The sequence below is a fragment of the Kitasatospora sp. NPDC004240 genome (genome assembly GCF_053603215.1).
In genome coordinates, this window is record NZ_JBSGFD010000035.1 from 23,961 (window position 1) to 43,690 (window position 19,730).

Genomic DNA, 19,730 nt, shown 5'->3' on the forward strand with positions numbered 1-19,730 from the left:
GGAGACACCCCGGAGGCCGGAGTGTCGGGAGGGTAGCGTCCACCCCCATGAGCTGGATGCGGTGGCGGCCCGCCATGGAACAGGCGCTGTACGACCCGGAGAGCGGGTTCTACCGCAGGCCGGAGGGCCCGGCGGGGCACTTCCGCACCTCGGTGCACGCCTCCCCGCTGTTCGCCCGGGCGGTGGCCCGGCTGCTGCTGGAGGTGGACTCGGCCCTGGGACACCCCCGGGAACTGGCCCTGGTGGACGTCGGGGCCGGGCGCGGCGAACTGCTGACCGGCGTGCTGGCCGCGCTCCCGGCGGAGGCGGCCGCGCGGCTGCGCCCGTACGGCGTGGAGGTCGCGGACCGGCCGGCCGGGCTGCCGGACGCCGTGCGGTGGACGGACGAGGTGCCGCGCGGGGTGACCGGGCTGCTGTTCGCCAACGAGTGGCTGGACAACGTGCCGGTGGACACCGGCGAGGTGGACGAGGACGGGGTGCTGCGCTACGTCGAGGTGGACACCGTCACCGGCGACCAGCGGCTCGGCGCGCCGGTGGACGCGGCCGACGCCGCGTGGGCGGAACGCTGGTGGCCGGCGCGCCGGCCCGGGGACCTCGTGGAGTTCGGCGCGCCGCGCGACGCCGCCTGGGCCTCGGCGGTCGGCGCGCTGGAGCGCGGCCTCGCGGTCGCCGTCGACTACGGGCACACCGCCGGGCGGCGCCCGGCGTTCACCACCCTGACCGGCTTCCGGGAGGGCCGCGAGGTGACGCCCGTACCGGACGGCTCCTGCGACGTCACCCTGCACGTGGCGCTGGACGCCGCCGCCGTACCCGGTCTCCACAGCCTGTGGGCGACGCAGCGGGAGGCGCTGCGGGCGCTCGGGGTGAGCGGCGCCCGGCCGGCCCTGGCGCTGGCCTCCACCGACCCGGTGGCCTACCTGCGGGCCCTGTCCGGCGCGGGCGAGGGCGCCGAGCTGACCGACCCCGCGGGCCTGGGCTCCTTCGGCTGGCTCTCACAGACCGTCCGCATGCCGGTACCTCTGAGCCTGGAGCCCCTGCCGGGATGGCAGACTCTGGGGTCATGAGGGAGACCACGGTCGGCATCGGGGCGGGAGCCGAGAACTTCGCGGATCAGGCGGGCACCACCGACATGGTGCTCAACATCGGCCCGCAGCACCCCGCCACCCACGGCGTGCTGCGCCTGAAGCTGGTGCTGGACGGCGAGCGGATCGTGACCGCCGAGCCGGTGATCGGCTACATGCACCGCGGCGCCGAGAAGCTCTTCGAGGCCCGTGACTACCGGCAGATCATCATGCTGGCCAACCGGCACGACTGGCTCTCCGCCTTCTCCAACGAGCTCGGCGTGGTGCTCGGCGTCGAGCGGATGCTCGGCATGGAGGTCCCCGAGCGCGCGGTGTGGATCCGCACCCTGCTCGCCGAGCTCAACCGGGTGCTCAACCACCTGATGTTCCTCGGCTCCTACCCCCTGGAGCTGGGCGGGATCACCCCGATCTTCCACGCCTTCTCCGGCCGCGAGGACCTCCAGCACGTGCTGGAGGAGGCCTCCGGCGGCCGCATGCACTACATGTTCAACCGGGTCGGCGGCCTCAAGGAGGACCTCCCGGCCGGCTGGCTCGGCCGGGTCCGCGCGGCGGTCGCCGTGGTCCGCTCCCAGCTGCCGGTCTTCGAGGATCTCGTCCTCGGCAACGAGATCTTCCGCGCCCGCACCGCCGGCGTCGGCGTCCTCACCCGTGCCCAGGCCGCGGCGTACGGCGTCAGCGGACCGATCGCCCGCGCCAGCGGCCTCGACCTCGACCTGCGCCGCGACGAGCCCTACCTCGCGTACGACTCCGACGAGCTGCGGCAGGTGCTCACCGTGGTCACCCGCGAGGAGGGCGACTGCCTGGCCCGCTTCGAGTGCCTGCTGGAGCAGACGGTCAACTCGCTGGACCTCGCCGACGCCTGCCTCGACAAGCTGGCCACCCTGCCGCCGGGCCCGGTCAACCTGCGGCTGCCCAAGGTGCTCAAGGCGCCCGAGGGCAGCACCTACGCGTGGACCGAGAACCCGCTCGGCATCAACGGCTACTACCTGGTCTCGCGCGGCGACAAGACGCCGTGGCGGCTCAAGCTGCGCTCGGCGTCCTTCAACAACATCCAGGCCCTGACCGAGTTGCTGCCCGGCACCCTGGTCGCCGACATGGTGGCGATCCTGGGCTCGATGTTCTTCGTCGTCGGCGACATCGACAAGTAGGGCGGCGGGTTCGGCGGTGGCCTGAGGCACCGCCGGCGGGGGAGGGCTCAGGCCTTCTTCTTCCGGGCCGGGTCGGCCGGGTGCGGGGCCACCTTGCGGTCGCCCTTGGTGGCGATCCGCTGCTCGCACAGGCCGGCCAGGACCTCGTACGCGGCCGCGCCCATCAGCTCGGTGAGCTCCGGGCGGTAGCTGACGTACACCGGGTCCGGGCCCTGGTGGGCCTCCGGGCTGCCGGTGCACCACCAGTGCAGGTCGTGGCCGCCCGGGCCCCAGCCGCGGCGGTCGTACTCGCCGATGGTCACCTGGAGGTAGCGGGTGTCGTCGGGGCGGTCGATCCACTCGTAGGTGCGACGCACCGGCAGCTGCCAGCACACGTCCGGCTTGGTCTCCAGCGGCTCCAGGCCCTCCTTGAGGGCCAGGGTGTGCAGCGCGCAGCCGGCACCGCCGGGGAAGCCGGGGCTGTTGAGGAACAGGCACGCGCCGTTGACCCGGCGGGTCTGGCGGTCGCCGTCCTCGTCGAGCATGGTGATGCCGCCGTCGAGCCTGATCCGGCCCTTGGCGTCGGTGCCGTGCTCGAAGTTCTCCCACAGCTCGGGCGTCAGCCGGGCCGCGTGGCCGGCCACCCGCTTCTCGTCGTCCTCGTCCGAGTAGTGCGCGCCGAGCGTGCAGCAGCCGTCGGACTCGCCGCGGCCCTCGCGGATGCCGTGGCAGCCCTTGCCGAAGATGCAGCTCCAGCGGGAGGTGAGCCAGGTCAGGTCGCAGCGGAAGACCTGCTCCTCGTCGTCGGGGTCGGCGAACTCGACCCAGGCGCGCGGGAAGTCGAGCGGGACCTCCGGGCGGAGGACCGGCATGGCGAGGTCGACCGGGGTCGAACCGGCCTTGGACTTCTTCTTGGACGTTTCAGCTGCTGCCACCTGGCAAGGGTAGAGCCTTCGCGGGGGTTCGGGCCGAGGTCAGGGCCGGGGTGGGGCGCCGGTCGGGACGGCGGCGGGGGTGGTTCGGGGACGGTGGTGGGGTGCGGGGACGGGGCCCGGCACCCCGGGGCGGCGGCGTGAAGGCGGGGTGAAGAGGCGGCCGTGCGCGGCGGGTGCCGGCGGGGGCGGCCCTAGGATGGGCCGCCTGTCCGCTACGGGGGAGGTACGGGGAATGGCCGGCGGGACGGGTAAGGGTGGCCCCGGGAACGGGGAGTTCACCATCAAGCCGTGGGAAGTGCACGGCGAGGGGCGGGAGTTCGAGAAGATCTCGGGCGAGTACGCGAAGGCCGCGGCGGCCCTGGAGCAGAAGCTCGCGGCCCTGGGCACCCCCTGGGGCCTGGACCGGCCCGGCACGGCCTTCGCCGCCGTCTACGGGGAGGCACACGGTTCGCTGGTCGGCGGCCTGCACGGACTCGCCGGGCGGCTCGGCCAGGTCGGCACCGGCCTGCACACCATGGCCGAACGGACCGTGGACGCCGACACGACGGCGGCCTCGGGCTTCGGGGCGGGCGCGGGGAGCCCGGGTGCCGGGAAGCCGGGCGGGGGGAAGGCGGGGCCGGCGAGCGCGTCGGCCTGACGAAATCTGTCATCTGTCATCTGCTATCCGGTGTTTGTCGTCCGACAGCCGATGTTCGACGTCTGTCATCCGACATCCGGCGTCTGTCATCAGGTGTCCGTCGTCCGTCGTCCGGCATCGGTCATCAGTCATCGGTGATCGGCCACCTGTCATCTGTCATCCGGCATCCGGCGTCTGAAATCCGACGTCCGACATCCCGAGAACACACCGAACAGCGAACTCAGCGAATCTCAGCGTTGCGAAGGGGGAGGGCACGTGTCGCGGAAGCTGCCCGAGGAGCTGGCGCCGGTCCTGGCGAGGACCGGTCACCACTGGCCGCAGGCCGATGAGGACGGGCTGCGGCGGGCGGCCGCGGTGTGGCGGGAGTTCGGCGTGGAGGCCGAACGGCTCGGCAAGCGCGGCACCGACTCCGTCCGGCGGGTCACCGCCGACAACTCCGGCCGCGCGGTCGAGGCCTTCGGCACGTACTGGACGGCTTTCAGCGGTTCCGGCCGCGGCCACCTGGACGACGCCCACTCCGCCGCCGGACTGGTGGCCGGCGCCTTCGACAAGGCCGCCGCGGCCGTCGACGGCTGCAAGGCCGACATCGTCGCCACCCTCACCGAACTGGCCGCCGAACTGAAGAAGGCCGAGGAGCAGGCCGCGCGGGCCCAGCAGGCCGCCGCCAAGGTCGCGGCCGCCTTCCCGCCGGCCGGCCCCGGTGCCGCGGGCCCGGGTGCGGGCGGAGCCGCGCCGGGCGGTGTGTTCGGCGCGCTGAAGCAGGGCGTCTCGGCGATCGCCGACGGTATCCAGCACACCGCCACCGAGAAGATCGCCGAGGTGGTGGCGGCGGTCGCCGTCGAGGCGGCGGCGCTGAAGATCGGCGGCCTGCTGGACGAACTGGGCCGGGCCATGCGGGACGGTCTGCGGACCGCCCTCAAGGAACCCGCCGTGGTAGCGCTGCTGCGACTCGCCCCGGCCGGCGCCGGTCACGGTGGCGTGCACCAGGCCTCCCACACCGGCGCCCGCGGCACCTTCGACCCGGTCGCGGCCGGACTGCCCGCCGTCCTCGCCGAGCCCGGGGCGGGCCTGGCGGTGGTCGTGGGCCAGGACGGCAAGCCGCTGGCCGGCGTCCCGGGCCTGATCGTGAAGGTGGACGAGCACGGGCAGCCGGTCCTCGGCAAGGACGGCCAGCCGGTGATCGTCCGCGCCGACGGCACGCCGGTGGCGGACACCGGGGGGCTGCTCGTCGTCCGGGACCAGGCCGGCCGTCCGGTCGTGGGCGTGGCCGAGCTCACCGTCACGGTGGACCCGCACGGCAAGCCGGTGTTCACCGGCAAGGACGGCAAGGAGCTCCAGGACGTCCCGCTGGCCGGCTCGCACACCGCCGCGGCACCGGGAGGGGCGCCGGGCGGCCCGGGTGGGCCGGGCCGGCCCGACGGGACCAAGGACGGGCCGGGTGGCCCGGGCGTGGTGGTGGCCGGGGCGACGGTGACGGTCGGTCCGGACGGTGTCACGGTCAAGGCCGGGCCGGAGACCGCGGCCGGGACGACCGGGCCGGGCGACGGACCGGTCCAGGTGCGGACCGGCCCGGTGGGTCCCGGCGCCACCGCCGGTGCCACCACCGGCGACGGCGGCGGCTGGACCGCGCCCGCCGGTCGGCCGGAGGCCCCGGCGCGCCCGCAGGGCGGCGGCCACCCGGGTGCCCACCAAGGCGCCCCGCAGGGCGGTGGCGGCGGCCCGGTGACCGTCGACCGGCCCGTCGCGTCGGCGGCGGCGGCCCCTGTCGCAGCCGCAGCCGCGCCCGCGAGCGGCGGCGGTGCCGGATCAGCGGCGCCCGGCCCGGTCACGGTGCGGACCGACTCGGTGCTCGCCCCGCCCGCCCCGGCGGCGGCCGGCGGACGGTCCGCCGAGCCGGGCGGCGGCGGGTACGGCGGACCGTACGGCGGAGGTAGCGGCTCCCACGGTGGCGGGGGTTCGGGCACCGGGCCGGTGCCGGGCACCGCGCCGGGTGTCTTCGTGGCCGCTCCCACCCCCTTCACCGGCGCGTCGGTCGCCGGGCCGGGCGCGGTCGCGGGTGCGGCCGTCCCCGGTGCCGTTTCCGGCGCCGTCCCCGGCGCCGTCCCCGGCGCGCAGCCGGCCCAGCCCGCGCAGCCGGGACAGCCGGTGATCGGCCCCGGCGGCCCGCGCGCGGTCGGTCCCGGCCAGCAGGCGACCACCGCCCCGCACCCCGGGACCGCCCCGCACCCCGGTATCGCCCCCGGCCCCGTGCCGGTCACGCCGCCGCCCGCCGGCGCACCGGTGCTCACCCCGGCGCCAGCCAGGCCCGAGGGCCAGCACCCCGCCGATCAGCGCCGCCGCCCCGACGGCCCGCACGGCGAGGACGGCCCCAGCGCGGCCTGGGCCGCCGTCCCGGTCACCGCCGCCCATGCGCTGGCCCTCCGGCTCGCCCGGAGCGGCGGCCACCAGGAACCCGATCTCCGGCCGAGGCCGCGCACCTTCGCCGACGGCCGCCCGTACGGTCTGCCGGGCGGGCTCGGCCCGGTCGACCCCGAGCACCAGGCCGAGGTGGAACGCCGGGTGCCCAGGGACGCCGACGGCGTGCCGCTGCCCCACCCCGATCCGGTGGCGGGCGGCTGGGCCGAGGTCCTCAACGACGGCGGCCCGCGCGAGCCCGGCCGGGCCAACAACAGCGTGGAGATCGCCCTCTCCGCCGTGGAGACCTTCGCCGGCCGCCCGACCTGCGCCGCCCCGCGGATCCCCACCGAGGGCGACGCGGGCGAGCGCGGCGGACGCGACCGCGCCGAACGCGAACTCGGCGCGCCGTTCCGCGATCTCGGCGACGGCGCCGTCGCCTTCGACCGCCTCGCCGCCGACCTGCGCCGGGCCGGCCACGGCGCCCAGGCCGTCCTGCTCACCCTGGACGGTTTCGGCCGCCCCCACGCCTGGAACGCCGTCAACCACCGGGACACCGTCACCTACCTCGACCACCAGACCGGCCACCACGACGCCACCCCCCTCCACCCCGCCGACCACGGCCTCTGGGCGATCACCCTCACCCCCGAGGGCCGCCCGCTGGACCTGGTGGGGAGCGCGGCTTCGTGAAGCGGGGTGTGGCGGGCCGCCCGGCCGGGTGGCCGTCGGGCGGTGGCGGTGGCGGTGGCGGTGCGTGGTCGGCCGGGTCGCCGTCCCGTGTCGCCGCGCGCGTGCACGGGGTCGCCGCCCCTCGCCGGGAGCGCGGGGAGCGCGGGGAGCGCCGGGAGTGCGGGGCCGTGAGGTCGCGGGCCGTCCGTCCGTCCGCCGGGGTGCCTCGCCGCCGGGAAGCGGGATCCGTTCCGGGCCGGCGGGGCGTCCGGGTGGGTGGGACCACCGTTGTCCGTGCCGAACTGAGGAGCACCACCCCGTGATCACCCGCGCGCAGGCGATCGACGCCGCCCATCGATGGATCAACGGCGAGCTGCCCGCCGCTGCCACGAGCCGTCGGGTGTGCTCGCACGAGTTCGACCTCGGCTGGGTGGTGTGGGCCGAGCCCGCGCCGGTCGGGGTGGACCCGTTGACGGGTGAGCGGCGCCCGCCCGAGGAGATCGGGGCCGCGTGCGCGGTCGTGGACCGGGAGGACGGCCGGTTCAGCGTCTGGCCGTCGGTGCCGGTCGACCGGGTGGTGGAGCTGTACCGGGACAGCCTGGGCGCCGGCGCCTGGGACCCGGCGCTGCCGCCGGTGACCGGCCGCGGCGCGCGGGCCGAGCTGACGTACCGGGACGGCTTCGGCGAGCCCCGCACGCTCGCGCTGCACTCGGAACCCGGCCTGCCGCACCCCGCGCTGCGGGCCTGGGAGCTGCTGCGCGGCCAGGGCGTGCGGCCCGAGGACGTGCTGTCCGTCCACACCGACCTGCGGCTGAGCGCCCTGCCCGGCGGCTACGTGGCGTACGCGCTGGCCGCCGAGCTGCCCGCCGCCCGGGTCGGCTGCGACCTGCCGTACGGGCCGCGCTTCTACCACCGTGCCCGGGCGGTACGCGCCCTGCCGCCCACCTCGGCCGCCCCGACCGCCCCGGAAGCGCCCGCCACCCCGGAAGCACAGGCCACCCCGGAAGGGAAGCCCACCCCGGAAGCGCCGCGCCGCAACCGGGTGCCGTTCCCGCGGGCCGTGCCGCCGGCCCCGGCCGAGCCGGACCGGGCGTTGGCCGCCCGGCTGGACGCGTGCTTCGGCCCTGGCGGCGTACGGCGCTTCGACGCGGCGGACGTGGCCCGCGCCGACCTGCCGGAGGCGAGCGCCCGGACCCTGCTCACGGTCGGTGTGCCGGTGGCCGTCCCGGACTTCTTCGCGCTGCACCACCCGGGGCCGGACGCGGTCGCGGACGGCACCCGGCCCGATCCGGTGCTGCCCGGGATCGCCGACCACCTGGAACGGATCGGGCGCGGCACCCGGATCGCCGAGCGGGAGCGCCGGGCGCTCGTCCCACAGCTGCTGCTCGGCACCGACGGCTGGTCGCTGATCACCCTGGACACCGCGCGGGGCGCGGTCCGAGCCGTCGACCCGGACTACGCGACCGCCCGGCACTGCAACGCCGATCCGGCCGCGTTCGTCCGCTCGCTGGAGCTGTTCGCACGGCACCGGCCCGCGCTGCGCGGGGCGGCCCCGGAGACGGCCGGTCCGCTCGTCGCCGCCCTGCAGCGGGAGCTGGCGGCGATCGACCCGACGGTCTTCGACGACCCGGAGAACTGGTGGGCCGTCATCGTCGAGCAGCTCTGGGACGGTCTGCTCTGACCCGGCCGGGCCGGGACCCAGCCGCGCCCCGGCCCCGGCCCGGCCCCGGCCCCGAGGCGGCCCGGGACGGGGCCGACGCCCGCTACGCGCCGCAACGCCCCCTCCGCGCGGGACGCATCGCGTAACTTGGAGAGCTATGCGACTCGGAGTGCTCGACGTAGGTTCCAACACGGTCCATTTCCTCGTGGTGGACGCCCACCACGGGGCCGCCCCGCTGCCCGCCTACTCCCACAAGGCCGAGCTCCGGCTCGCCGAACTCCTCGACGAGCAGGGGGCGATAAGCGCTCCCGGGGTGGACAAGCTGATCGGCATGGTCGCCTCGTCGATCCGGGTCGCCGAGGACAAGGGCGTGGTCGACGTCCTGCCGTTCGCCACCTCCGCCGTGCGGGAGGCGGCCAACGGCGAGGCGGTGCTGCGCCGGGTGGCCGAGGAGACCGGCGTCGAGCTGCGGGTGCTCTCCGGGCAGGACGAGGCCCGGCTGACCTTCCTGGCGGTGCGCCGCTGGTTCGGCTGGTCGTCCGGGCGCCTGCTCAACCTGGACATCGGCGGCGGGTCACTGGAGATCGCCTGTGGGCTGGACGAGCAGCCCGACGTCGCCTGCTCGCTGCCGCTGGGCGCGGGCCGGCTCACCGGGGGCTGGCTGCCCGGCGACGTCGCGGACCCGGACGACCTGCGGGAGCTCAGACGGCACATCCGCGCCGAGATCGGCACGGTGGTCGGCGAGATCTCCCGGCTCGGCGCCCCGGACCACGCGGTGGCCACCTCCAAGACCTTCAAGCAGCTCGCCCGGATGACCGGTGCCGCGCCCGCCGACGCCGGCCCGTACGCCGACCGCCGGCTCACCCGCAGCGGCCTGTCCGCCTGGCTGCCCCGGCTGTCCGCGATGACGGTCGCCGAGCGGGCCCAGATCCCCGGGGTCTCCGAGGGGCGGGCCAAGCAGTTGCTGGCCGGGGCCATGGTGGCGGACGCGGCGATGGACCTGTTCGGGCTGGAGGAGCTGGACGTCTGTCCCTGGGCGCTGCGCGAGGGCATCATCCTGCGCCGGCTGGACTCGTTGGACAGTCCCCCGGCGGACCCCCGTCGTCCGGCCCTGACCGGCTGAGTCCGGGTCCGACCCGGTCCGACCCGGTCGAGCCCGGTCCTGACCGACCGGGCCGCCGAGGCCGGCCGGAGCACGACGCGATCCCCGTTCGGGGCGCGGTCCGCATACGCTGTCTCCCGTGGCACAACCAGCGGGCGAGGACGGTACGCAGGAGGGCCGCGCTCCCGGGGACGGGCAGCCGCGGCCGGAGGCCCCGCGCCGCCGGGCCGCGCGGGCGGTCCGCAAGACCGCCGAGGCGGCCCGGGCCGCCGCACCCGCGAAGGCGGTGAAGAAGGCCAGGACCACCAAGGCGGCCGAGGACTCCGGGACCCCCCCGACCGCCGGGGCGCCCGGGACCACCAGGGCACGCAAACCCGCCGGAACCCCCGGAACCCCCGAACCCGCCAAGGCCACCGGAACCACCACCCCGAAGACCCCGAAGACCTCGAAGACCCCGAGGACCCGGTCCACCGGAGCCCCGAAGGCGACCGGAGCCCCCAAGGCCCCCAAGGCCCCCGAGCCCACCCGCACCACCGAGCCCGCCGCCCGGCCCGACCCCGCCCGCCGGGACACCCGGACCGGCCGTGCCGCCTCCGCCGCCAAGGCCGCCGTCCAGTCGGTGAAGTCCGTGAAGGCCGCCCGCCAGGCCGCCACCCGCCAGGCCCCGCTGCTGCGCACCACCGACCGGCTGGTGATGCCCCCGCACCCGGCCCTGCACATCCCCGACACCAAGGTGGCCCTCTCCACCGCCTCGGTGTACCCGGCGCCCACCAACGTCGCCTTCGAGCTGGCCGCCAAACTCGGCTACGACGGCGTCGAGGTGATGGTCTGGAACGATCCGGTCAGCCAGGACGTGGACGCGCTGCGCAGGCTCTCCGACCTCCACCGGTTGCCGATCCTCGCCGTCCACGCGCCCTGCCTGCTGATCACCCAGCGGGTGTGGACCACCGATCCGTGGACCAAGCTGGTCCGGGCCCGCGCCGCCGCCGAGAAGCTCGGCGCGAGCGCGGTCGTCGTCCACCCGCCGTTCCGCTGGCAGCGCCAGTACGCCCGCGAGTTCGTCGAGGGCATCGACCGGATGGCCGGCGAGACCGACGTCCGCTTCGCCGTCGAGAACATGTACCCCTGGCGCTACCGCGATCGCGAGATGCTCGCCTACGCCCCCGGCTGGGACGTCACCGAGGAGGCGTACCGGCACTTCACCATCGACCTCTCGCACGCCGCGACCTCCCGGATCGACGCGTTGGAGATGGTCGACCGGATGGGTGACCGGCTGGCGCACATCCACCTCGCGGACGGCAGCGGCTCCGGCAAGGACGAGCACCTGATCCCGGGCCGCGGCAAGATGCCCTGTGCCGAGCTGCTGGAGCACCTCGCCCGCACCGGCTTCGACGGCCACGTGGTGCTGGAGGTCAACACCCGCCGCTCCGCCTCGCCCGCCGAGCGCGAGGCCGACCTCGCCGAGGCGCTGGCCTTCACTCGGCTGCACCTGGCGACGGCCTCGCGGGTACGCTGAGCACACGAACCGTCGTACGGAGGGGGCCTCATGACGGAGCGGCAGGAGCACCAGGAGCAGCAGGGGCATCAGGAGCGCCAGGACTACCGGGTGCTCGGCAGCTCGTTCGGCGCGGTGGCCGCCGAGTACGACCGGGCCCGGCCCTCCTACCCCGACGCGCTCTTCGACGAGCTGGAGCGGCTGGCCGGCCGCCCGCTCAAGGGCGCCCGGGTGCTGGACGTCGGCGCCGGCACCGGCATCGCGACCCGGCTGCTGGCCGCCCGCGGCGCCGAGGTCGTCGGCGTCGAGCCGACCCCCGGCATGGGCGCCCAGTTCCTGGCCTCCTCGCCGGGCATCCCGCTGGTCAAGGGCGACGGCGACGAGCTGCCCTTCCACGACGGCACCGCCGACCTGGTCACCTACGCCCAGGCCTTCCACTGGACGCACCCCGAGCGTTCCGTCCCCGAGGCGGTCCGCGTGCTGCGTCCCGGCGGCGCGCTGGCCGTCTGGTGGAACGTGAAGGACAGCACCGTCGGCTGGGTCCGCGCGCTGGGCGAGCGGATGGCCGCCGTCCTGCCGCAGACGTACCACGGCTACGGCGCGGTGCACGAGTTCGCCGGTCAGATCGCCCCGTTCGGGCTGACGGTCACCGACGCCGTGCTGCGCTGGGAGCGCCGGGTCACCGTCGACCACGTGCTCACCGACCTCACCTCCCGCTCCTACCTGGCCTCGCTCGACCCCGGGCACCGCGGGCGGCTGCTGGCCGTCGAGCGCGAGGCACTGCTGGCCGAGTTCCCGGACGGCTGGGTGACCGAGCCGTACGTGCTCCACCTGTCCGTGGCGCTCACGCCCGAACGGGGCTCCGAGCAGGCCACCGAGCAGGCCACCGGGCCCGGCCCGGCCCGGGACTGAGCGCGTGGCGCCGGGACTGACCGCATCGCGGACGTGCGGGCCCCCGGCCCCGCTGCGGGCGTAGGCTCGACAGACACAGCGGCCGCCGCACCCTCCGAATCGAGCGCGGCCGCCAGCCAGCCTCCGAAGGAGTGGAGCACAGTGCCAGAGCTGAGGTCCCGTACGGTCACCCACGGTCGCAACATGGCAGGCGCCCGGGCGCTTCTCCGGGCGGCCGGCGTAGCCCGCGAGGACTTCGGCAAGCCGATCATCGCGGTGGCCAACTCCTTCACCGAGTTCGTGCCGGGCCACACCCACCTCCAGCCGGTCGGCCGGATCGTCTCCGAGGCGATCAAGCAGGCGGGCGGGATCCCCCGCGAGTTCAACACCATCGCGGTGGACGACGGCATCGCCATGGGCCACAGCGGCATGCTCTACTCGCTGCCCTCGCGCGACCTGATCGCCGACTCGGTGGAGTACATGGTCAACGCGCACTGCGCGGACGCCCTGATCTGCATCTCCAACTGCGACAAGATCACCCCCGGGATGCTGATGGCCGCGCTGCGCCTGAACATCCCGACCGTGTTCGTCTCCGGCGGCCCGATGGAGGCCGGCAAGGCCACCCTGGTCGACGGCACCGTCCGCAAGCTCGACCTGGTCGACGCGATCTCCCAGGCGGTCAACGAGAACGTCTCCGACGAGGACATCGCGATCATCGAGGAGAACGCCTGCCCGACCTGCGGGTCCTGTTCGGGCATGTTCACCGCCAACTCGATGAACTGCCTCACCGAGGCCATCGGCCTCTCGCTGCCCGGCAACGGCTCGGTGCTCGCCACCCACACCGCCCGCCGCGCCCTGTACGAGCGGGCCGGCCGCACGATCGTCGAGATCACCGACCGGCACTACCGGCAGGACGACCCCTCGGTGCTGCCCCGCGCGATCGCCTCGCGCGCCGCGTTCGAGAACGCCATGGCCCTCGACATCGCGATGGGCGGCTCCACCAACACGATCCTGCACCTGCTCGCCGCCGCCCAGGAGGCCGAGCTGGACTTCGACATGCGGGCCATCGACGCGGTCTCCCGCCGGGTGCCCTGCCTCTCCAAGGTCGCGCCCAACGGCTCGTACTACATGGAGGACGTGCACCGCGCCGGCGGCATCCCCGCCATCCTCGGCGAGCTGTACCGCGGCGGCCTGCTCAACGAGGGCGTCAGCACCGTCCACTCCGACTCGCTCGCCGAGTGGCTGAAGACCTGGGACGTGCGCGGCGGCTCCCCGTCCGCCGAGGCCGTCGAGCTGTGGCACGCGGCCCCCGGCTGCGTCCGCTCCGCCGAGGCCTTCTCGCAGTCCGAGCGCTGGGAGTCGCTGGACACGGACGCCGCCAAGGGCTGCATCCGCAGCGTCGAGCACGCCTACTCGGTCGAGGGCGGCCTCGCCGTGCTGTACGGCAACCTCGCCGAGGACGGCTGCATCGTGAAGACCGCCGGCGTCGACGAGTCCATCTGGACCTTCAGCGGCCCCGCGGTCGTCGTCGAGTCCCAGGAGGACGCCGTCGAGGCCATCCTCGCCAAGCGGGTCAAGGAGGGCGACGTCGTCGTCATCCGCTACGAGGGCCCCAAGGGCGGTCCGGGCATGCAGGAGATGCTCTACCCGACCTCCTTCCTCAAGGGCCGGGGTCTCGGCAAGGCCTGCGCCCTGGTGACCGACGGCCGCTTCTCCGGCGGCACCTCGGGCCTGTCCATCGGCCACGCCTCCCCGGAGGCCGCCTCCGGCGGCACCATCGCGCTGGTCGAGGACGGCGACACCATCGCCATCGACATCCCCGGCCGGACGATCTCCCTGGAGGTCCCGCAGGACGAGCTCGACCGGCGCCGCGCCGCCCTGGAGGCCGGTACCGGCTACCGGCCGAAGAACCGCGACCGCCAGGTCAGCCAGGCGCTGCGCGCCTACGCGGCCATGGCCACCTCGGCCGACAAGGGCGCCGTCCGCGACGTCAGCAAGCTCGGCTGAGCCCGCCGCACACCCCCCGGAGCCGTCCCGCCTGGCGGGACGGCTCCGCCGCGTTCCGGGGGCAGCGGGTGATAATCGGACCCGTGAGCGAGCACCCCACCCCCGCCCCCGCCTCCAGCGCCTCCCCTGCCCCCGGCCCCTCCGGCGCCCCCGAACCGGAGCCGATCCGCTGGTTCGGCACCAGCTGGGTCGAGCGCGGCGGCGACTACCGGCTGCGTCGTGTCCTGGTCCCGGTCGGGGCCCTGCTGGCCACCGCCGCCGGGGCGTTCCTGCTGCGTCTCGCCGTGGGCGGGGTCCAGCTCTCCGAGGCCGGCGGCTTCGTCGACGGCCTGCTGATCGCGGCCGTCGCCATCTGCTCCTGCCTGGCCGGCCTGCGCACCTGGAAGGTGTTCACCGAGGGCAAGGAGCAGCTGACCGGCTGGATGGCCGAGGACAAGTCGCTCGGCGCGGTCTGGCTGATCGGCGGTGTCGGCGCGCTCTTCGCGTACTTCCTGCGCAGCCTCACCGAGGCCCCGGGCGAATCGCTCAAGCGCGCCGCGTACGACCGGGCGCTCGCCCGGCACGGACGGCGCCGGACCGGCCGCGGCGGCCGGCCCGGCACCGGGGCGACCGGTGCGGGCACGGCCGGTGCCGGGGCGTCCGGCCGGGCGAAGAAGCGTCGCTGACGGCGGTCAGCTGCGGCTGGCCGTGCCGCAGTCCTCGCCCTCCGGCAGGTCCTTGGAGCGGTCGTACGGGTCCCGGGTGGGCCCGGTCTGCCCGGGGTTCGGCGCGGTGGGGGCGAACTGGTCGAACTGCGGGTGGTAGAAGCCGTCCGTGGTGCCGCACTCGCTGTTGCTGGAGCGGGACAGCGACTGCTCGAAGACGATCTTCTTCGGGTCGACCCGGTACTTCGCGGGGTCGTAGAAGCGGAAGGTCTCCGTCCGTCGCACGATGGTCCGGGCCGTCCAGGTGTCCCCGGGCACGTCGGCCACCGTGGTCACCAGGCCGACCGGCTTGACCGCCCCGTCCGTGGCGGCCGCCGGCGCGGCCGGCCGGCTCGCCGAGGGCTTCGGCGCGGCGGCCCGCTTGGCCGCCTCCGGGCCCGGGCGCAGGGCGTAGACGTAGGTGAAGTCGGTGTGCACCCGCACGCCCCGCTCACCGTCGCTCTCGATCCGCATCGAGCCCTGGACCTTGACCACCTCGGTCGCCGGGATGGCGTCGCGCGGGTCGAAGCGGCTGAACCAGTTGGTCGGGTCGCTCTTCTCCGACGGCGCGGCGAGCGCGGCCGTGACGACGGCCCGCTCCTCGGTGCCCAGCATGGCCAGCGCGGCCTCCGGGCGGCCGCCGGCGATCACCTTCGGATCCAGGTTGGCGGCCGTCAGGTAGTCCTTCACCAGCCGCAGCTGCGCCGCCACCTCCTCGGCGCTGAACGTGCCGATGGCCTGCGCCTGCGGCAGGACGAACGCCTCGGCGCCGGTCGGCCAGCCCTCGGCCGGGGAGCCCGCCCACGGGTGGGCCACGGTCGGCTGCTTCGGGTCGACCTGAGGCGGGGCCGTGGTCGGCCGGGCCGTCTCGGGCGCCTCGGTGACCACCGGGGCCGAGCGCCGGGAGGAGGAGTCGGAGCCGTCGCGCCCGGTCCAGTTCCGCAGCTGGTCGACGTTGAGCGCGGCGAGCACCAGGGCGATGGCGAGGGCCACGAACAGCGGGGTGCGCCACTCGAACCGGCGGCGGGGGCGGGGGTTGCCCCACGGGTCCACCGGCCGGGGCTTTCGGGCGAATCGTTTCGGCTTGGGGCCGTCGTTCACCGAGCGCCGACCGCCCGGATCCACCGGCGGGGTGTGCTTCCAGCGGGCGCTGAGCATCCGGGTACGGGCGGTCTGCTCCTTCACGCTGGCGCCGCGGATGAAATCGTCGTCCAGGACGAGGTCGGCGAACGGGTCCTTCCCGCCCGGCCCGGACGGGTCGGAACCGCCCGGTTCCCCGCCCTCGGAGGGGCGAGGCTGTGGATCTTCGGCTATCGGCATCGAGCCAGTATGTCGAGGGGGTGTGACGGTCGGCCGATCGGGGGCGGACCGGACGGTGAACGCCGGTGCGGTCCGTACCGATCGTCCCCGATTCGTCCGGTCGGGGGCCGCCCCCGGCGCTCTCCCGGCCCCTTTCGCGGTCCTTCCCGTCGACCCTTCCCGTCACCCCTTCTCGCGGGCGCGCTTCACCGACCCCACCACCCCCGCCACGGCCAGCAGCACGCCGGCCGGCAGCAGCGACAGGAAGAACGCGCCGAGCAGGCTGGCGTCCCCCAGCACCGTCTGCGCCAGCGTGTTCAGCAGCAGCAGACCCCCAGCCGCCGGCAGCGCCGACTGCCACGGGTGCTCCGCCGCCCAGCGCCGCAGCTTGCGGTCGGTGGTGTCGCGGCGCAACTGCCCGCCCACCGTGCCGACCAGGAAGAAGAAGAACAGCGCCCAGCCGGCCGGACCGGCCAGCATGCTCAGCGACCAGTCCCCGGTGACCAGTTCGATCCCCAGGGACGTCGCACCCACCACCGCACCGACTCCCGCGGCCGTTCGCCACGGTCCCACCGTCGCGGAGGCGACGGCGAGCTGCCGGTTCTCACGTCGGGACATGTCTCCGTGTGCCATGTCTCCACGGTGCGCCTCCGCGCGGTGCGGGGCCATAGGGGACAACCCGGAGTTTCCCCCGAGTGGCGGACCGGGGTCGGTCAGTGCGCGGGGCGGACCCCGGTGAGCCGGGACGCCTCCTCGGCGAGGAGCGGCGCGAGCTCCGGGTAGACGTACACCGAACGGTGCAGCCGGGCCGGCCGACGACACCCGCCGGTGTACGACAGGGTGTCCGCATCGGGACGACGCGGTCGTCCCCGCCCCCTCCGTAGGTTCTGGATCACAAGAACGACACCGAGGAGGACGGCATGACGGCGACGAACACGGCTCCGGCCGCGGGGGTACGGGCTCCGCTCACCCTGATCGGCATCGGGGCCCTGGCGATGGCCGCGGTGGAGACGCTCAACCCGGAGTACGACCTGGTGAGCGAGACCCTCAGCCGGTACGTGCACGGCACGGCGGGCTGGCTGCTCCCGGCGGCGCTGCTGGCCGTCGGCGCCGCCTCCGCCGTCCTCGCGGTACGGCTCGGCGCCGGGACCCGGCGGGCGGGCCGGGTGGCGCTCCTGGTGTGGGCGGTCGGCATCCTGGTCGCGGCCGTCTTCCCGGCGGACCCGCCCGGCCGTTGGAGCCGCCCCTCTCTCTCGGAACTCGTCCACGGCAACGCCGCCTTCCTCGCCTTCGCCGCCCTGCCGACCGCTGCCGTGCTGCTCCGCAGGACGCTCGCGGCCCGGCGGCCCGGGCTGCGTACGGCTCTGAACGCCCTCACCGTGGCCTCGGTCGCGGCCACGGCGGCGCTCGCGGTCTTCCTGATCGACGTGATGGACGGTGGCCCCTCGCTGGGACTGGGCGGTGCCCCCACGCTCGTCGGTCTCGTCGAACGCCTGGTACTCGCCGCCGACTTCGGATGGGTCGCGCTCGCCGTATCGGCGGCGGGCACCCGCAACGAGCAGGGGCGGGACCGTCGTGCATGATCTGCGCATGGACCGACTCGCCGTCCCTGCCGGTCTCCGCGCGGTGCGACCCGCCGACTGGCTCCTCGCGGCCGGCACCGCCGTCGCCGTCCTGGCCGCCACCGCCCGCCTCGACGGCCGGCTGGATGCCGCAGGAACTCTGCCGCTCGCCCTGTGGCTGGGCCCGCTCCTTCTGGCGCGCCGTCGGTGGCCGCTCGCCGTGCTGCTGCTGAGCGTGCAGGCCGTCGTCGTGTTCCGCACCTCCGGCCTCACCGACGTGGGCTGGGTGTGGCCGGTCTCCGCCGCGTACGCCACCCTGGCCGCCGACGACCGGCCCGGCCGCCCCGGCCTCCCCTGGGCGGCCGGGGTCGGTCTGGCAGAACTGGCCTTCGCCGCGACCTGGGAGACGACGGCCGCCGGCGCCACCCCTCGCGAGGTCCTCGGCTCCCTGGGCGCCGAGGCCCTCTGGCTCGCGGTGCTCCTCGCCGCCGCCACCGCCTACCGCAACCGCCTGCGCTGGCGCGCCGAACTCGACGAGCGCCTTCTGCGGGCCGCGCGGGAACGGGACCTGGAGGCCGGCCGGCGGATCGCGGAGGCCCGCCTGGACATCGCCCGAGAACTGCACGACGTCGTCGGGCACACCCTCACTGTCGTCGGGCTTCAGCTCCGGGTCGCGGCCGAGGCCCTGGACGACTCCCCGCAAGAGGCGCGCAATGCCCTCACCACCGCGCAGCAGGTCCGCACCGAGGCCCTACGGGATCTCCGCGCGCTCGTCCACGTGCTGCGCGCGCCGGGGGAGGCCCCGGAAGATCCCGTGGCCGGGGTCTTCGAGATCGCGGCGCTCGTCGACCGTATGCGGTCGACGGAGCTGGACATCCGGCTGGAGACATCCGGCGACCTCGCCGCCGTCCCCGCACCGGTCTCCCTCGCGGTCCACCGGATCGTCCAGGAGGCCCTCACCAACACGGTCCGCCACGCAGGGGCGTCACGGGCCGAGGTCGGCATCCGGTGCGGCGACGGGCAGGTGGAGGTGAGCGTCACCGACGACGGCCGGACATCGGCACAGCCACCGGGGACGGCCGGGCACGGCGTGCGCGGGATGGACGAACGGGTCCGGGCGCTCGGCGGAGACTTCTCCGCCGGACCGCACGGAAAGGGCGACGGATGGCTCGTGCGGGCCGCCATCCCTGTGCCAGGCTTCCGCCCATGACGATCAAGGTGCTCCTCGCCGACGACCAGGCCCTGGTACGGGCGGGATTCAGCAGTCTCCTCGCCCGCGCGGAGGACATCGAGGTCGTCGGCGAGGCGGGCACGGGCGACGAGGCGGTCCGTGCGGCTCGCGCCGTCCGCCCCGACGTCGTCCTCATGGACATCCGCATGCCCGGCACGGACGGCCTCACCGCCACCCGCACGATCACCGAGGACCCCGAACTGGCGGACTGCCGCGTCATCGTTCTCACCACCTTCGAGACCGACGAGTACGTCTTCGCGGCCCTGCGTGCGGGCGCGAGTGGCTTCCTCACCAAGGAGACCGAACCGGACGACCTGCGCCAGGCCGTCCGGGCGGTGGCGGCCGGCGACGCGCTGCTCTCGCCGAGCGTGACCCGACGGGTGATCGAGCAGTTCGCGCACCGCCCGGCAGCCCCCACCGACACCGCCGAACAGCTCGCCGTGCTCACCGCGCGGGAAGTCGAGGTGACCCGCCTGATCGCGACCGGCCTGTCCAACGACCAGATCGCCTCACAGCTCTTCATCAGCCCGCTCACCGCCAAGACCCACGTCACCCGCGCGATCGCCAAGCTCGGCGTCCGCGACCGCGCCCAACTGGTCATCCTCGCCTACGAGACGGGCCTGGTCCTCGCCGGCGGCCAGCGAAGCCCGGAGCAGGGACCATCGAACAGGACCGGACCGAGGCGCCTCCCGAGGTGATGAACATCCCGTAGGGGGCGCGCGGTGCCAGGCGGCATCGCGGACCTGGCAGCCGCGAAGTACCTCCGGCGGGTCGGTGATCAGTTCCATCCCGACTGTCCGGCCGTGGCCGGTGGCAGGCACTTGCGGGCGAGCGCGGGGAGTGCGCCTCCGTGCAGGGGCGCGGAGGCGAAGTGGCGTCGCGGTGCTCGGTTTCCGCCGCCCCCGCCGAGCGGTGGCTCGGCGGGGGCGGCCGATCTCGGCAGCGGGGGACGTGGG

Annotated in this window: 16 protein-coding genes; 13 read left to right on the forward strand and 3 right to left on the reverse strand. The window is 75.3% G+C overall.

Annotated elements, in window-relative coordinates; translation table 11 throughout:
* Positions 1-47: 47 nt before the first annotated feature.
* Together ACWEQL_RS12245 and ACWEQL_RS12250 are read left to right on the forward strand one after the other, a co-directional pair.
* Entirely contained in the window at positions 48-1,064 is a 1,017-nt protein-coding gene (locus ACWEQL_RS12245; protein WP_452150139.1) for an SAM-dependent methyltransferase, read from the forward strand.
* A complete protein-coding gene (locus ACWEQL_RS12250; protein ID WP_452150140.1) occupies positions 1,061-2,230 on the forward strand; it encodes an NADH-quinone oxidoreductase subunit D in 1,170 nt (389 codons plus the stop codon). Before ACWEQL_RS12245 ends, ACWEQL_RS12250 begins: the two co-directional genes overlap by 4 nt.
* A gap of 47 nt (positions 2,231-2,277) precedes the next feature.
* Here the strand turns inward: ACWEQL_RS12250 and ACWEQL_RS12255 are convergent, their stop codons facing one another.
* Positions 2,278-3,081 carry a hypothetical protein gene (locus ACWEQL_RS12255; RefSeq protein ID WP_452150172.1) on the reverse strand — a complete coding sequence of 268 codons (804 nt, stop codon included), beginning with the start codon at positions 3,079-3,081 and terminating at the stop codon, positions 2,278-2,280.
* Between the two features lie 295 nt (positions 3,082-3,376).
* Between ACWEQL_RS12255 and ACWEQL_RS12260 the strand changes: the two genes are divergently transcribed.
* The 8 genes from ACWEQL_RS12260 to ACWEQL_RS12295 all read left to right on the forward strand — a co-directional run bounded on the left by ACWEQL_RS12260 (position 3,377) and on the right by ACWEQL_RS12295 (position 14,664).
* Complete coding sequence (locus tag ACWEQL_RS12260) at positions 3,377-3,781, forward strand: hypothetical protein (RefSeq protein WP_452150141.1); 405 nt, start codon at positions 3,377-3,379, stop codon at positions 3,779-3,781.
* A 255-nt stretch (positions 3,782-4,036) separates the two neighbouring features.
* Positions 4,037-6,865, forward strand: coding sequence for a toxin glutamine deamidase domain-containing protein (locus tag ACWEQL_RS12265; RefSeq protein WP_452150142.1), 2,829 nt, complete (start codon positions 4,037-4,039; stop codon positions 6,863-6,865).
* Positions 6,866-7,163: 298 nt separating this feature from the next.
* Positions 7,164-8,525: an SUKH-4 family immunity protein gene (locus ACWEQL_RS12270; RefSeq protein ID WP_452150143.1), complete on the forward strand. Its 1,362-nt coding sequence runs from the start codon at positions 7,164-7,166 to the stop codon at positions 8,523-8,525.
* 136 nt (positions 8,526-8,661) lie between these two features.
* Entirely contained in the window at positions 8,662-9,627 is a 966-nt protein-coding gene (locus ACWEQL_RS12275) for a Ppx/GppA phosphatase family protein (protein ID WP_452150144.1), read from the forward strand.
* A 673-nt stretch (positions 9,628-10,300) separates the two neighbouring features.
* Positions 10,301-11,122 (forward strand): sugar phosphate isomerase/epimerase family protein, encoded by an 822-nt coding sequence (locus tag ACWEQL_RS12280; RefSeq protein ID WP_452150173.1) that lies wholly within the window; start codon positions 10,301-10,303, stop codon positions 11,120-11,122.
* A 30-nt stretch (positions 11,123-11,152) separates the two neighbouring features.
* Complete coding sequence (locus ACWEQL_RS12285) at positions 11,153-12,013, forward strand: class I SAM-dependent methyltransferase (protein WP_452150145.1); 861 nt, start codon at positions 11,153-11,155, stop codon at positions 12,011-12,013.
* A 141-nt stretch (positions 12,014-12,154) separates the two neighbouring features.
* A complete protein-coding gene (gene ilvD / locus ACWEQL_RS12290) occupies positions 12,155-13,999 on the forward strand; it encodes a dihydroxy-acid dehydratase (RefSeq protein ID WP_452150146.1) in 1,845 nt (614 codons plus the stop codon).
* Positions 14,000-14,082: 83 nt separating this feature from the next.
* Positions 14,083-14,664: a hypothetical protein gene (locus ACWEQL_RS12295; RefSeq protein ID WP_452150147.1), complete on the forward strand. Its 582-nt coding sequence runs from the start codon at positions 14,083-14,085 to the stop codon at positions 14,662-14,664.
* Between the two features lie 6 nt (positions 14,665-14,670).
* Here the strand turns inward: ACWEQL_RS12295 and ACWEQL_RS12300 are convergent, their stop codons facing one another.
* Complete coding sequence (locus ACWEQL_RS12300) at positions 14,671-16,002, reverse strand: SCO2583/SCO2584 N-terminal domain-containing protein (protein ID WP_452150148.1); 1,332 nt, start codon at positions 16,000-16,002, stop codon at positions 14,671-14,673.
* Between the two features lie 162 nt (positions 16,003-16,164).
* Positions 16,165-16,599 (reverse strand): hypothetical protein, encoded by a 435-nt coding sequence (locus ACWEQL_RS12305; protein WP_452150149.1) that lies wholly within the window; start codon positions 16,597-16,599, stop codon positions 16,165-16,167.
* A 302-nt stretch (positions 16,600-16,901) separates the two neighbouring features.
* Here ACWEQL_RS12305 and ACWEQL_RS12310 point away from each other — a divergent pair, with 302 nt between their 5' ends.
* From ACWEQL_RS12310 to ACWEQL_RS12320, 3 genes are read left to right on the forward strand one after another with little or no spacing between them, the layout of a single operon-like run.
* Positions 16,902-17,564 carry a DUF998 domain-containing protein gene (locus tag ACWEQL_RS12310; RefSeq protein WP_452150150.1) on the forward strand — a complete coding sequence of 221 codons (663 nt, stop codon included), beginning with the start codon at positions 16,902-16,904 and terminating at the stop codon, positions 17,562-17,564.
* Between the two features lie 7 nt (positions 17,565-17,571).
* On the forward strand, positions 17,572-18,753 hold the full coding sequence (locus ACWEQL_RS12315; protein ID WP_452150151.1) for a sensor histidine kinase: 1,182 nt from the start codon (positions 17,572-17,574) through the stop codon (positions 18,751-18,753).
* Positions 18,750-19,472: a response regulator gene (locus tag ACWEQL_RS12320; RefSeq protein WP_452150152.1), complete on the forward strand. Its 723-nt coding sequence runs from the start codon at positions 18,750-18,752 to the stop codon at positions 19,470-19,472. The genes ACWEQL_RS12315 and ACWEQL_RS12320 overlap by 4 nt, the downstream gene beginning before the upstream one ends.
* Positions 19,473-19,730 lie beyond the last annotated feature (258 nt).

What these genes read in the sequence shown, in the direction of transcription:
- ACWEQL_RS12245 (WP_452150139.1), top strand. Translation starts at nt 48, where the DNA reads ATGAGCTGGATGCGGTGGCGGCCCGCCATGGAACAGGCGCTGTACGAC.
- ACWEQL_RS12250 (WP_452150140.1), top strand. Translation starts at nt 1,061, where the DNA reads ATGAGGGAGACCACGGTCGGCATCGGGGCGGGAGCCGAGAACTTCGCG.
- ACWEQL_RS12255 (WP_452150172.1), bottom strand. Translation starts at nt 3,081, where the DNA reads ATGCCGGTCCTCCGCCCGGAGGTCCCGCTCGACTTCCCGCGCGCCTGG.
- ACWEQL_RS12260 (WP_452150141.1), top strand. Translation starts at nt 3,377, where the DNA reads ATGGCCGGCGGGACGGGTAAGGGTGGCCCCGGGAACGGGGAGTTCACC.
- ACWEQL_RS12275 (WP_452150144.1), top strand. Translation starts at nt 8,662, where the DNA reads ATGCGACTCGGAGTGCTCGACGTAGGTTCCAACACGGTCCATTTCCTC.
- ACWEQL_RS12280 (WP_452150173.1), top strand. Translation starts at nt 10,301, where the DNA reads ATGCCCCCGCACCCGGCCCTGCACATCCCCGACACCAAGGTGGCCCTC.
- ACWEQL_RS12285 (WP_452150145.1), top strand. Translation starts at nt 11,153, where the DNA reads ATGACGGAGCGGCAGGAGCACCAGGAGCAGCAGGGGCATCAGGAGCGC.
- ACWEQL_RS12300 (WP_452150148.1), bottom strand. Translation starts at nt 16,002, where the DNA reads ATGCCGATAGCCGAAGATCCACAGCCTCGCCCCTCCGAGGGCGGGGAA.
- ACWEQL_RS12305 (WP_452150149.1), bottom strand. Translation starts at nt 16,599, where the DNA reads ATGTCCCGACGTGAGAACCGGCAGCTCGCCGTCGCCTCCGCGACGGTG.
- ACWEQL_RS12310 (WP_452150150.1), top strand. Translation starts at nt 16,902, where the DNA reads ATGACGGCGACGAACACGGCTCCGGCCGCGGGGGTACGGGCTCCGCTC.
- ACWEQL_RS12315 (WP_452150151.1), top strand. Translation starts at nt 17,572, where the DNA reads ATGGACCGACTCGCCGTCCCTGCCGGTCTCCGCGCGGTGCGACCCGCC.
- ACWEQL_RS12320 (WP_452150152.1), top strand. Translation starts at nt 18,750, where the DNA reads ATGACGATCAAGGTGCTCCTCGCCGACGACCAGGCCCTGGTACGGGCG.